This is a genomic window from Nocardia farcinica (genome assembly GCF_029867845.1).
GTDB classification, from domain to species: domain Bacteria; phylum Actinomycetota; class Actinomycetes; order Mycobacteriales; family Mycobacteriaceae; genus Nocardia; species Nocardia farcinica_A.
Genome location: NZ_JARWRU010000341.1, coordinates 1 through 11,756, shown reverse-complemented (window position 1 = coordinate 11,756; position 11,756 = coordinate 1). Strand labels below are relative to the sequence as shown.

13 protein-coding genes and 1 pseudogene are annotated in these 11,756 nt (G+C 70.0%); 10 read left to right on the top strand and 4 right to left on the bottom strand.

Going from position 1 to position 11,756, the window contains the following annotated elements; genetic code table 11:
• Positions 1-650, top strand: a pseudogene (locus QH283_RS07300) (phospho-sugar mutase); the annotation flags it as partial.
• A gap of 52 nt (positions 651-702) precedes the next feature.
• Here the strand turns inward: QH283_RS07300 and upp are convergent.
• Positions 703-1,326 carry a uracil phosphoribosyltransferase gene (gene upp / locus QH283_RS07295; RefSeq protein ID WP_280502253.1) on the bottom strand — a complete coding sequence of 208 codons (624 nt, stop codon included), beginning with the start codon at positions 1,324-1,326 and terminating at the stop codon, positions 703-705.
• Positions 1,327-1,466: 140 nt separating this feature from the next.
• Here upp and QH283_RS07290 point away from each other — a divergent pair, with 140 nt between their 5' ends.
• From QH283_RS07290 to QH283_RS07270, 5 genes are read left to right on the top strand one after another with little or no spacing between them, the layout of a single operon-like run.
• Positions 1,467-1,784, top strand: coding sequence for a hypothetical protein (locus QH283_RS07290; protein ID WP_280502252.1), 318 nt, complete (start codon positions 1,467-1,469; stop codon positions 1,782-1,784).
• A 4-nt stretch (positions 1,785-1,788) separates the two neighbouring features.
• A complete protein-coding gene (locus tag QH283_RS07285) occupies positions 1,789-2,907 on the top strand; it encodes an NlpC/P60 family protein (RefSeq protein WP_280502251.1) in 1,119 nt (372 codons plus the stop codon).
• On the top strand, positions 2,904-3,245 hold the full coding sequence (locus QH283_RS07280; protein WP_280502250.1) for a hypothetical protein: 342 nt from the start codon (positions 2,904-2,906) through the stop codon (positions 3,243-3,245). Before QH283_RS07285 ends, QH283_RS07280 begins: the two co-directional genes overlap by 4 nt.
• Positions 3,242-3,589, top strand: coding sequence for a YbaB/EbfC family nucleoid-associated protein (locus tag QH283_RS07275; RefSeq protein ID WP_280502249.1), 348 nt, complete (start codon positions 3,242-3,244; stop codon positions 3,587-3,589). The genes QH283_RS07280 and QH283_RS07275 overlap by 4 nt, the downstream gene beginning before the upstream one ends.
• A gap of 26 nt (positions 3,590-3,615) precedes the next feature.
• Positions 3,616-4,863, top strand: coding sequence for a primosomal protein (locus QH283_RS07270; protein ID WP_280502248.1), 1,248 nt, complete (start codon positions 3,616-3,618; stop codon positions 4,861-4,863).
• A 94-nt stretch (positions 4,864-4,957) separates the two neighbouring features.
• Here QH283_RS07270 and QH283_RS07265 read toward each other — a convergent pair whose 3' ends face one another.
• From QH283_RS07265 to QH283_RS07255, 3 genes are all read right to left on the bottom strand, one after another.
• Positions 4,958-6,058: an adenosine deaminase gene (locus QH283_RS07265; protein WP_280502247.1), complete on the bottom strand. Its 1,101-nt coding sequence runs from the start codon at positions 6,056-6,058 to the stop codon at positions 4,958-4,960.
• A gap of 136 nt (positions 6,059-6,194) precedes the next feature.
• Complete coding sequence (locus tag QH283_RS07260) at positions 6,195-7,478, bottom strand: thymidine phosphorylase (RefSeq protein WP_280502246.1); 1,284 nt, start codon at positions 7,476-7,478, stop codon at positions 6,195-6,197.
• 23 nt (positions 7,479-7,501) lie between these two features.
• Positions 7,502-7,903 (bottom strand): cytidine deaminase, encoded by a 402-nt coding sequence (locus tag QH283_RS07255; RefSeq protein WP_280502254.1) that lies wholly within the window; start codon positions 7,901-7,903, stop codon positions 7,502-7,504.
• A gap of 293 nt (positions 7,904-8,196) precedes the next feature.
• Here QH283_RS07255 and sdhC point away from each other — a divergent pair, with 293 nt between their 5' ends.
• Genes sdhC through QH283_RS07235 form a run of 4 tightly spaced genes read left to right on the top strand, consistent with a single transcriptional unit; the run spans position 8,197 to position 11,621 of the window.
• Positions 8,197-8,595 carry a succinate dehydrogenase, cytochrome b556 subunit gene (gene sdhC / locus QH283_RS07250; RefSeq protein ID WP_280502245.1) on the top strand — a complete coding sequence of 133 codons (399 nt, stop codon included), beginning with the start codon at positions 8,197-8,199 and terminating at the stop codon, positions 8,593-8,595.
• Between the two features lie 5 nt (positions 8,596-8,600).
• Positions 8,601-9,032 carry a succinate dehydrogenase hydrophobic membrane anchor subunit gene (locus tag QH283_RS07245; protein WP_280502244.1) on the top strand — a complete coding sequence of 144 codons (432 nt, stop codon included), beginning with the start codon at positions 8,601-8,603 and terminating at the stop codon, positions 9,030-9,032.
• Between the two features lie 16 nt (positions 9,033-9,048).
• The gene (sdhA, locus tag QH283_RS07240) at positions 9,049-10,848 is read left to right on the top strand and encodes a succinate dehydrogenase flavoprotein subunit (RefSeq protein WP_280502243.1); all 1,800 of its coding nucleotides are present in this window, start codon (positions 9,049-9,051) and stop codon (positions 10,846-10,848) included.
• Positions 10,848-11,621, top strand: coding sequence for a succinate dehydrogenase iron-sulfur subunit (locus QH283_RS07235; protein WP_280502242.1), 774 nt, complete (start codon positions 10,848-10,850; stop codon positions 11,619-11,621). The genes sdhA and QH283_RS07235 overlap by 1 nt, the downstream gene beginning before the upstream one ends.
• The last annotated feature ends 135 nt before the right edge of the window (positions 11,622-11,756 follow it).

Sequence of the window (11,756 nt, the reverse complement as noted above, 5' to 3'; positions counted from 1 at the left end):
CCACCGCCGCTCCCGGCTCCCTGGTGGCCACCACGCTGGTCTCCTCCCGGCTGCTGTCGAAGCTGGCCGCCGCCAGGGGCGCCCGCTACGCCGAGACGCTGACCGGCTTCAAGTGGCTGGCTCGCGCGGGCGAGGGGCTGGTCTACGCCTACGAGGAGGCCATCGGCCACTGTGTGGACCCGGGGGTGGTGCGCGACAAGGACGGCGTCTCCGCCGCCGTGGTGGCCGCCGACGCGGTGGCCGCGGCGAAGGCGCGCGGGCGCGGCCTGCTCGACGACCTCGACGACTACGCGCTGGATTTCGGCCTGCACGCGGGCGACCAGGTCTCCCTCCGGCTGGCCGACGCCGATGCCGCGGCCGCGGTGGTCGCCCGGCTGCGCGGCGCCCCGCCCGAGATGATCGCCGGTGAGCCGGTGCGTTGCATCGACCAGCTCGCGGTGCGCGGACGGATGCGCACGGACGCGCTGATCTTCGAGGGCCCGCGCTCGCGGGTGGTGATCCGGCCGTCCGGGACCGAGCCGAAACTCAAGTGCTATCTGGAGGTCGTGCAGCCGGTGTCCGGCCGCGACGCCCTGCCCGAGGCCGAGGACGCCGCGCGCCTGCGGCTTTCGGAGCTGGCAGGCTTCTGCCGGGCGCTGCGGCCCGCCTGATCGGAGGGACGGCGGCACCGGGAGCCTGCCCGACCGGACTTCCCGAACGCGCTCAGCGCGGCCCGAACTGGCGATCGCCCGCGTCGCCGAGTCCAGGCACGATGTAGGCGGCGGCGTCGAGCCCGTCGTCCACGGCGGCGGTCACCAACCGCACCGGCAGGCCGCTGTTCTCCAGCGTGGCGATGCCCTCGGGGGCGGCGACCACGCACACCGCGGTGATGTCGGTGGCTCCGCGCGCCACCAGCAGTTCCAGGGTGTGACGCATGGATCCGCCGGTGGCCAGCATCGGGTCGAGGACGAACACCGGGATGCCCGCCAGGTCGTCGGGCAGCGATTCCAGATAGGGCACCGGCTGATGGGTGGTCTCGTCGCGGGCGATGCCGACGAAACCGACCCTGGCCTCGGGGATCAGGCCGGAGGCGGTCTCGACCATGCCGAGCCCGGCCCGCAGCACCGGCACCAGCAGCGGCGGGGTGGCCAGCCGGACGCCGACGGTCGGCGCGACCGGGGTGGTGATCTCGTAGGTGGCCACGGGGGCGTCCCGCAGCGCCTCGTAGACGAGGATGCCGGTGAGATCGGCCAGCGCCGCGCGGAAGGCGGCGTCGGTGCTGCGCTCGTCGCGCATCGTCGTCAGCAAGGCGGCGGCCAGCGGGTGGTCCACGGTGTGGGTGCGCATGAGCAAACGATAAGGTCGATCCGGCTCCTGGGCGCGCGCGAATCTTCCATGAGGGGTGTGGAACCGCGCGGCACGACGGCGCGTCCAAACAGGTGGATGACGTACTCTGCCTGGGAACGAACGGATGGGGGAAGCACATCATGACCAAGATGTCGGCGGACACGGAGGGCATCGCCGTATACGGCGCGACCGCCGGTGTCATGGCGGGCGAGATGGCCGGGATCGCGGCGGGGGCCGCCGGCGCCTCGCCCGCGTTGCTCGGCCCGATCATGGGTCTCATCGGTGGTGATTTCATGGCCGCCTACGCCACGGCGCACGCCGGGCACGTGGCCTCGATCGCCCAGCTGTCGGCGGTGCTGTCGAGCATGGGCGGCGCGGCGGCGGCCTCGGCCACCGTGCTCACCGAGACCGACCTGAACAACGCCGCGGCCCTGCGCTCCGCCGATCTGGGCGGGTGAACCGGTGATCGACATCAACCTGCTGGTCAAGCCGCTGCTCGACCTGCTCAGCAGCTTCGGCACCGGTGTGCAGCCCGCGGGCGGCCCCGCCGACTCGTTGTTGTCCGCCTCCAGCGCCCTCGATCAGCTGCACCAGTTCGGCAAGGCGAGCATCAACCAGCTCAACGACGTGTGGGACGGCCAGGCGGCCGATTCGGCCACCTCCAAGGCGCTGCGCGTGCAGACCTCGGCCGCCACCATCTCCGACCGCAGCACAGAGATGGCCGCCGTGGTCAACCAGGCCGCGGCCGAGGTGGAGACGGGTCAGAAGGATCTCGACGCCATCGTGCGGTCCTTCGTGAACACCGCCACCGCGCTCGGCCCTGCGATCGCCACCCCGCAGGGCTTCACGGTGCTGGTCGGCTCGGCCATCGAGCATCTCAACCAGGGCATCGGCGTGGTGGGGCGGGTGCGCGGCGAACTCGACACCCAGACCGCGGCGATGACCCAGCTCACCCCGCCGCCGTCGAGCCCGGCTCCGGCGAGCCTGCCCGGCGCGCTCACCAGCGGCGTCGGCTCGAATCTGTCGACCCTGGTCAGCATGGCCGGCCAGGCGGGTTCGCTGGCCACCTCGCTGGCGAGCGCGCCGTTGCAGCAGGCCGCCACGTCCACCGACACCTCGAGCACGCCCGCCTCGACGAGCACGCCGAGCGGGCAGAACAACTCGAGCTCGAACGTCACCTCCGACGGCGTGAAGATCACCCTGCCCGACGGCAGCGTGGTCGAGGCGCCGAACGAGAAGGCCGCCAAGGCGGTCACCACCGCGCTGACCGCCCAGGGCACCCCGTACGTCTGGGGCGGCAACACCCCCGGCGTCGGCATCGACTGCAGCGGCTTGACCAAATGGGCCTACGGCGAGGCGGGCGTCGAGCTGCCGCGCCTGGCACAGGAGCAGCACATCGGCCACCCGCAGGTCTCACCGGGCGACCTCATGCCGGGCGACCTGGCGGTGTGGGACGGCCACGTCGCGATGGTGATCGGCAACGGTCAGCTCATCGAAGCGGGTGATCCGGTCTCGATCAGCAACATCCGAACGGAGAACATGGGTATGGAGTTCTACGGCTTCTACAGGCCCACAGAATGAGCGAACAGCAGATTCCGAACGTCACCGTCGCGGTCAGCCAGAACCGGTCGGGCACCATCGCGGTGCGCGCGACCGATCAGGGCATGCCGGTGGAGATCAAGTTCGAACGCAGCGAGTACCGATACGGCGCGCAGGCCCTGGCCAACGAGATCCTGCGGCTGACCCAGCGCTCGGCGATCGCGGCGCGCGCCAAGCGCCGCGAGCTGCTCGCCGAGTCGGGCATGCCCGCCGACATCCTCGACAAGCTCGGCCTGCCCACCAGGCAGCAGGCGGTCGACGAGCTCGACCGCATCGACGACGCCGACACCGGACCGACCACCTGGATGAGGCCACTGTGAGCGCGGAGATGGACGCCCTGGTCGCCAACGCGACCGCCAAGCTGGAGGCGTTGGAGGCCGCGCTGCACGGCCTCGGCCAGGTGCGCGGCACGTTCACCAGCGAGGACGGCACGGTCTCGGTGGATGTCGACAGCAACGGCGCGCTGGTCGGCCTGCGCCTGTCGGAGGCGGTGACCTCGATGCCGCCCGCCGACGTCGGACAGCTCATCATCTGGGCGTGCAGGCAGGCCGCCGAGGACGCGAGCGCCCAGCGGTCCAAGGTCGTTGCGGCACTGAACGAGTCGTTCGCCTCGGACACGAGCCCCCAGCCCGGACCGGCCTCGGGCGGGCGGGATAGTGCCTGAGCCCGAAGCTCGATAGGCTTCCGCTCATGGCTTCTGGAGACATCGTCCCGATCGAGCTCGGCCTGACCGACGGCGATCTCGTCACTCTGTGGGCACCGCGCTGGCGTGACGGTGACGATGAGTGGATGGCGTTCCTCGGACACGAGGACGACCTCTACGGATTCGAGTCCGTCGCGGAACTGGCGGCCTTCGTCCGCACCGACACCGACAACGATCTGGTCGACCACCCCGCGTGGAAGGTCGTGGTGGCGCTGTCGGCGGTGGAACTGGAGCCGGCCGAGCACCACACCTTCGACCTGGTCGGGATACCCGAGCTGGCCGCAGGCGATCCCGAGCCGGAGACGGTGGCCGAGCTCGAGGACACCCTCGACATGGTGCGCAATCTCGGCGAGGTGTGCGAGCTGGAGGCGGTCACCAAGTTCTTCAGCTCGCACCCGGTGCTCGGCGCGCTGCCCGGCGGGGCGAGCGCCTTCGTCGGCCGCGACGGCGAGGAGCTGTGGGATCAGATCGGCGCCGCCATCGCCAAGGACTGGGACGGCGTACTCGACGCGATCGACTCGGTGGTCGAGACCCCGGAGGTGGACGCCGCGGCGGTCGCGGTCGCCGAGGCCGAACTGCTCGCCGCCGAGGAGAACATCGTCGAAGCCGACGACGTCGCCGACAGCGAGGAGGAATCCGAGTTCGAGCCGGTCGACCTGGACGACGACGAGGAGGACGAGGACGACTCGTTCTGGCACGAGGTCGGCATCGATCCGGTCAAGATCATCACCGGCACCGGCACGCACTGGACGCTGCGCTGCTATCTCGACGACGAGCCGATCTTCCTCGGCACCGACGGCGCCATCCTCACCTTCCCCACCGAGCGCGCGCTGGCCCGCTACCTGGCCGACGACCACGACCACGATCTGGCCAGGGTGAGCACCTTCGGCGAGGTGCAGACCGCGGCCATCGACGGTTCGCTCGAGGTGGAGGCCACCGACGAGAACATCTACGTGCTGCCCGGCCTGGCCGACGACCTGGCCGAGGGCCCGGACGCGGTCGACATCGACCAGCTCGACCTGGCCGTCGAGCTGTTCACCGACGCGGCCGACTACGCCGACGACGACGCGGTGGAGACAGCGCTGGCCAAGTCGACCCCGCTGGGCTGGTACGTCTCCTACCTGCTCGACCCCGACCCGACGCGGCTGGCCCCGAGCCCGCCGTACCAGGCCGAGGCCCAGGCCTGGCGGGAACTCGAGCGCGATTTCGAATCCCGCCTGACCACGGCCGACTGAGCGAGGAACTCGGCCGACTGAGCGAAGAAGCAGCCGTTCGCCCTCGACGTCCCCGGCTGCCGGGTCGGTGAGTTCGGCCGATCGGGACGGCCGCTCAGCCGATCAGGACGGCGTAGCCGGGCTTGATGATGTCGTCGATGATGCGCAGGCGCTCGGGGAACGGGATGAACGCCGACTTCATCGCGTTGATGGTGAAGCGCTCGAGGTCGGTCCAGCCGTAGCCGAAGGTGTGGGCCAGCTCGAGCATCTCCTTGCTCATGCTGGTGTCGCTCATCAACCGGTTGTCGGTGTTGACCGTGACCCGGAAGCGCAGCCGGGCGAGCAGGTCGAAGGGGTGCTTGTCGAGCGAGGGCACCGCACCGGTCTGCACGTTCGACGACGGGCACAACTCCAGCGGGATGCGCTTGTCGCGCACATACGCGGCGAGCCTGCCGAGTTCGGCCTCGGCGATATCGCCGCCGGGCACCCTGATGTCGTCGCTGATCCGCACGCCGTGGCCGAGCCGATCGCAGCCGCAGAAGGCCAGCGCCTCGTGGATCGACGGCAGCCCGAACGCCTCGCCCGCGTGGATGGTGATGTAGGCGTTGTTGGCCCGCATGTACTCGAAGGCGTCCAGGTGCCTGGTGGGCGGGAACCCGGCCTCGGCGCCCGCGATGTCGAAGCCGCCGACGCCGCGATCGCGCCAGCGCACGGTCAGCTCGGCGATCTCGCGCGAGCGGGCGGCGTGCCGCATCGCGGTCAGCAGGCAGACCACCACGATCTGCTGTCCGGCCGCGGCGGCTTCGGCCTCGCCCTCCCTGAACCCGGCCAGGGTGTGCTCGACCACCTCGTCCAGGCTCAGGCCGCCCTCGAGGTGCTGTTCGGGAGCGAAGCGGACCTCGGCGTAGACGACGTTGTCCTCGGCCAGGTCGAGGACGCACTCGCGGGCGACCCGCCGCAGCCCCTCGGGGGTCTGCATGACGGCGACGGTGTGGGCGAAGGTCTCCAGGTAGCGTTCCAGCGAACCGGAGTCGGCGGCCTCCCGGAACCAGCGCGCCAGGTCGGCTTCGTTGTCGGCCGGTAGCTCGTCGTAGCCGCACGCGGCGGCCAGTTCCAGCACCGTGGCGGGCCGCAGGCCACCGTCCAGGTGATCGTGCAGCAGGGCCTTGGGGGCTCGGCGGATCGAAGCGAGGGTCAGTGGCATCGGTCCTGTCATAGCAACACGTTAGCCGCGACCCGTCCGTTCGGCAGCGGACCGAACAGCTGACACCGGGATGTCACCGCACCGCCGCCTGGCGTCCACATCCCGGCCCCCTCGCGCCCCCTGCCGCGCCTCGCGCGCGGGGCCGGTCTCAGCCGATGCGGTCGAGGACGAGCGGCGCCGGAGCGGGCGGCTGCTCGCCGATCTCGTAGGCCCCGGCCAGCGCGGCCGTCGCGGCGGGGAACGCGTGCGGGGTGTCGGTGTGCAGGGTGGCCAGCGGTTCGCCCGCGCGCACCCGCTCCCCCGGTTTGGCGTGCAGTTCGACGCCCGCACCCGCCTGCACCGGCTCTGCCTGCCGTGCCCGGCCCGCGCCGAGCCGCCAGGCGGCGAGCCCGACGCCCATGGCGTCGAGCCGGGTCACCACGCCGTCGCGTTCGGCGCGCAGGGTCTCGGTGTGCGCGGCGCGGGGCAGCGCGGCGCCGGGGTCGCCGCCCTGGGCGCGCACCATCGCCCGCCAGTGGTCCATGGCGCGACCGGAGGCCAGCACCTCGGCCGGGTCGGCGTCCAGGCCTGCCAGCGCCACCATCTCGCGGGCCAGGGCGAGGGTCAGCTCGACCACGTCGGCGGGGCCGCCGCCCGCCAGCACCGCCACCGCCTCGGCCACCTCGAGAGCGTTGCCCGCGGTGCGCCCGAGCGGGACGTCCATCGCGGTCAGCAGCGCGACCGTGCGCACCCCGGCGTCGGCGCCGAGTTCGACCATGGTCGCGGCCAGTTCGGCGGCGTCGGCGCGGTCCTTCATGAACGCGCCCGCGCCCACCTTGACATCGAGGACCAGCGCGGCGGTGCCCTCGGCGATCTTCTTGCTCATGATCGAGCTAGCGATCAGCGGGATGGACTCGACCGTGCCGGTCACGTCGCGCAGCGCGTAGAGCCGCTTGTCGGCGGGGGCCAGGTCGGCGCCCGCCGCGCAGATCGCCGCGCCGATCGCCGGGTCGGTCAGGATCTCGCGCAGCCGGGCGGGCGGCACGTCGGCCCGCCAGCCGGGGATGGACTCCAGCTTGTCCAGGGTGCCGCCGGTGTGGCCGAGGCCGCGGCCGGACAGCTGCGGCACCGCCGCGCCGCAGGCCGCCACCAGCGGGGCCAGCGGCAGGGTGATCTTGTCGCCGACACCGCCGGTGGAGTGCTTGTCCACGGTGGGTCTCGGCAGGTCGGTGAAGTCCATCCGCTGCCCGGAGGCGATCATGGCGGCGGTCCAGCGGGCGATCTCGGCCCTGGTCATGCCACGCCACAGCACGGCCATGGCCAGCGCTGCCATCTGCTCGTCGGTGACCTCGCCGCGGGTGAAGGCGTCCACCACCCAGTCGATCTGCTCGTCGCTCAGCTGCCCGCCGTCGCGCTTGGTCGTGATGATCGTTACCGCGTCCAGTGCCCTCACGCGGCCAGTCTGGCACGGGCCGCTCAGGACTGTCCGGCGGAGAGATCGTCGGGGCCGAAGGCGTCGGGCAGCAGCTCGCGCAGCGGGCGCGGGCCGTCGCGGTGGTCGACCAGCAACCCGGGTCCGCCGTGCTCGAGCAGCACCTGGCGGCAGCGGCCGCAGGGGGTGAGAATTTCGCCGCGGGAATCGCACACCGAGACGGCGAGCAGGCGCCCGCCACCGGTCACGATAAAGTTACCGACGAGTACACATTCGGCACACAGGCCGAGTCCGTATGAGACATTTTCCACATTGCATCCGCTCACAATTCGGCTGTCGCCGGTGAGAGCCGCGGCGCCGACCGGGAAACGGGAGTAGGGCGCGTAGGCCGCACGCATCGCGCCAACAGCGTTGTGGCGCAACACATTCCAGTCGATTTCCGACATGCTCGACCTCCGCTCGAAAGGGCCGCCACCGCTTCCGCGCACGGCGAAGCGCACCCCGTTTCGCGGCAACAAAGGTAAACCTAACCCACTCGACGGTCCGGCAACGCACGGCACGCCGAATTAGTTCCGGGAAACAGAGAGGATTAGAGTCCGAGTAGATCGGTTCAGGTTCCCGACAGCGGGCACGTGCTAGAGGAGCTAGGCACAGCCAACCGGGGATTTCGCCCCGCCAGACGCGGTCGGCACCGGACCTGCAACCGGGTCCATCGACGACGTTGGAGGCAGCGCACTCTATGACCACGATCGAAGCTCCGGCACAGCCGAAGCGGAAGACGCTCTATCGAGGCGACCCCGGAATGTGGTCCTGGGCGCTGCACCGGATCACCGGTGTCACTCTCTTCTTCTTCCTCTTCGTCCACGTGCTGGACACTGCCCTGGTCCGGGTCAGCCCGCAGATGTACAACGACGCGATCGAGATCTACAAGAATCCCGTCGTCGCGCTCATGGAGATGGGCCTGGTCGTGTGCGTGCTGTTCCACGCGCTCAACGGCGTGCGGCTGATCCTGGTCGACTTCTGGTCCGAGGGCCCGCGTCACCAGCGCCTGATGCTGTGGATCGTGCTGGCCGTGACGGTCGTCGCCGGCGCCGCCGGTGTCGGCCGCATGTTCTTCTACCTGCTGACGGAGCACTGATCACGATGAGCGCACCTGTTATCGGCAAGTCCTACGACCGGCCTGCCAGCCTCGACCTGCCGCGCTCGCCGCGCGCCCGCTCGGGCAACAACTTCGAGAAGTACGCGTGGATGTTCATGCGCTTCTCCGGCCTGGCCCTGATCGTGCTGGTCTTCGGCCACATCTTCATCATGCTGATGCTCGACGGCGGCGTGAAGCGGTTGAACTTCGGCTTCGTGGCCGGACGCTGGGCGTCCCCGTTCTGGCAGATCTGGGACCTGGCCATGCTCTGGCTGGCACAGCTGCACGGCGGCAACGGCCTGCGCACCGTGATCGACGACTACTCCCGCAAGGACTCGACCCGGTTCTGGCTCAAGACCCTGCTGGTCGTCTCGATGATCCTGATCATGGGCGTCGGCACCTACGTCATCTTCACCTTCGACCCCAACATCAGTTAGGAACAGGCCACCTCGCATGAGTGAGTCCAGCGAACGCAACAGCGGCGCCGTCGCAGCCCGTCCTGTTCGGGAACATCGCTACGACGTCGTCATCGTCGGTGCCGGCGGCGCGGGCATGCGCGCCGCCATCGAGGCGGGCCCCCGTGTCCGAACGGCTGTGCTGACCAAGCTGTACCCGACCCGTAGCCACACCGGCGCGGCCCAGGGCGGCATGTGCGCCGCGCTGGCCAACGTGGAAGAGGACAACTGGGAGTGGCACACCTTCGACACCGTCAAGGGTGGTGACTACCTCGTCGACCAGGACGCCGCCGAGATCATGGCCAAGGAGGCCATCGACGCGGTCCTCGACCTGGAGAAGATGGGTCTTCCGTTCAACCGGACCCCCGAGGGCAAGATCGACCAGCGCCGCTTCGGCGGTCACACCCGCGACCACGGCAAGGCCCCGGTGCGCCGGGCCTGCTACGCGGCCGACCGCACCGGCCACATGATCCTGCAGACGCTGTACCAGAACTGCGTCAAGCACGACGTGGAGTTCTTCAACGAGTTCTACGTCCTGGACCTGGTGCTCACCGAGACCGAGCGCGGTCCGGTCGCCACCGGCGTGGTCGCCTACGAGCTGGCCACCGGCGACCTGCACGTCTTCCACGCGAAGTCGATCGTGTTCGCCACCGGCGGCTCGGGTCGCATGTACAAGACCACCTCGAACGCGCACACCCTGACCGGTGACGGCATGGCGATCGTGTTCCGCAAGGGCCTGCCGCTCGAGGACATGGAGTTCCACCAGTTCCATCCGACGGGCCTGGCAGGCCTGGGCATCCTCATCTCCGAGGCGGTCCGCGGCGAGGGCGGCATCCTGCGCAACGCCGACGGCGAGCGCTTCATGGAGCGCTACGCCCCCACCATCAAGGACCTCGCGCCCCGCGACATCGTCGCCCGCTCGATGGTGCTCGAGGTGCTCGAGGGCCGCGGCGCAGGCCCGAACAAGGATTACGTCTACATCGACGTGACCCACCTCGGCGAGGACGTGCTCGAGGAGAAGCTGCCCGACATCACCGAGTTCTCCCGCACCTACCTGGGCGTCGACCCGGTGAAGGAACTGGTGCCGGTGTTCCCGACCTGTCACTACGTGATGGGCGGCATCCCCACCCGCATCCGCGGCGAGGTGCTGCGCAACAACACCGACATCGTCCCCGGCCTCTACGCCGCGGGCGAGTGCGCCTGCGTGTCGGTGCACGGCGCGAACCGCCTGGGCACCAACTCGCTGCTGGACATCAACGTGTTCGGCCGCCGCGCGGGCATCGCCGCCGCCGAGTACGCCGAGCGCAGCGAGTTCGTCGACATGCCGGAGAACCCGGCGCAGATGGTGCAGGACTGGCTGATGCTGATCCTGTCCGACCACGGCAACGAGCGCGTGGCCGACATCCGCACCGAGCTGCAGCGGTCGATGGACAACAACGCCTCGGTGTTCCGCACCGAGGACACCCTCAAGCAGGCCCTCACCGACATCCACGCGCTCAAGGAGCGGTACTCGCGGATCACGGTGCAGGACAAGGGCAAGCGCTACAACAGCGACCTGCTCGAGGCCGTCGAGCTGGGCTTCCTGCTCGAACTGGCCGAGGTGACCGTCGTCGGCGCGCTCAACCGGAAGGAGTCGCGTGGCGGCCACGCCCGCGAGGACTACCCCGATCGCGACGACGTGAACTTCATGCGGCACACGATGGCCTACAAGGAGGGCACGGATCTGCTGTCCGACATCCGGCTCGACTTCAAGCCGGTGGTGCAGACCCGCTACGAGCCGATGGAGCGTAAGTACTGATGACTGCCGTACTCGAGAAGACCACTCCGTCGAATCCGGCCCCCGTGCCGGAGGGCTCGGTGATGATCACGGTGAAGGTCGCCCGGTTCAACCCGGAGGACGACAAGGGCGCGCACTGGGAGTCCTTCCAAGTGCCGGTCCTGCCCACCGACCGCTTCCTGAACGTGCTCATCTACATCAAGTCCTACCTGGACGGCTCGCTCACCTTCCGGCGCTCCTGCGCCCACGGTGTGTGCGGCTCCGACGCCATGCGGATCAACGGTGTGAACCGGCTGGCCTGCAAGGTGCTGATGAAGGACATGCTGCCCAAGGACGGCAAGAACATCACCATCACCGTCGAGCCGATCCGCGGCCTGCCCGTGGAGAAGGACCTCGTGGTGGACATGGAGCCGTTCTTCGACGCCTTCCGCGCGGTCAAGCCCTACCTCATCGCCACCGGCAACGAGCCGACCCGCGAGCGCATCCAGAGCCAGGCCGACCGCGCCCGGTTCGACGACACCACCAAGTGCATCCTGTGCGCCTGCTGCACCACCTCCTGCCCCGTGTACTGGAGCGACGGCAGCTACTTCGGCCCGGCCGCGATCGTGAACGCGCACCGCTTCATCTTCGACAGCCGTGACGAGGGCGCCCGCGAGCGCCTGGACATCCTCAACGATGTCGAGGGTGTGTGGCGCTGCCGCACCACCTTCAACTGCACCGACGCCTGCCCTCGCGGTATCGAGGTCACCAAGGCGATCCAGGAGGTCAAGCGGGCCCTGCTGTTCACCCGCTGATCCACCGTTCATCCGGCGAGGGCCGTCCGTGTCGCGAGACGCGGGCGGCCCTCGCCGCAAGCTCAGCTCTGCCCGGGGGCCGGCCCCCACGTGCCCGGCGCCGCCCCCCCGGGTGGCGGGGGCAGGCACGGCGGG

Excerpts from the sequence above, each read along its gene's own strand:
- QH283_RS07265 (WP_280502247.1), bottom strand. The coding sequence starts at position 6,058 with ATGACAGGACCGATGCCACTGACCCTCGCTTCGATCCGCCGAGCCCCC.
- sdhC (WP_280502245.1), top strand. The coding sequence starts at position 8,197 with ATGACCACGATCGAAGCTCCGGCACAGCCGAAGCGGAAGACGCTCTAT.
- QH283_RS07280 (WP_280502250.1), top strand. The coding sequence starts at position 2,904 with ATGAGCGAACAGCAGATTCCGAACGTCACCGTCGCGGTCAGCCAGAAC.
- upp (WP_280502253.1), bottom strand. The coding sequence starts at position 1,326 with ATGCGCACCCACACCGTGGACCACCCGCTGGCCGCCGCCTTGCTGACG.
- QH283_RS07290 (WP_280502252.1), top strand. The coding sequence starts at position 1,467 with ATGACCAAGATGTCGGCGGACACGGAGGGCATCGCCGTATACGGCGCG.
- QH283_RS07245 (WP_280502244.1), top strand. The coding sequence starts at position 8,601 with ATGAGCGCACCTGTTATCGGCAAGTCCTACGACCGGCCTGCCAGCCTC.
- QH283_RS07270 (WP_280502248.1), top strand. The coding sequence starts at position 3,616 with ATGGCTTCTGGAGACATCGTCCCGATCGAGCTCGGCCTGACCGACGGC.
- sdhA (WP_280502243.1), top strand. The coding sequence starts at position 9,049 with ATGAGTGAGTCCAGCGAACGCAACAGCGGCGCCGTCGCAGCCCGTCCT.
- QH283_RS07255 (WP_280502254.1), bottom strand. The coding sequence starts at position 7,903 with ATGTCGGAAATCGACTGGAATGTGTTGCGCCACAACGCTGTTGGCGCG.
- QH283_RS07235 (WP_280502242.1), top strand. The coding sequence starts at position 10,848 with ATGACTGCCGTACTCGAGAAGACCACTCCGTCGAATCCGGCCCCCGTG.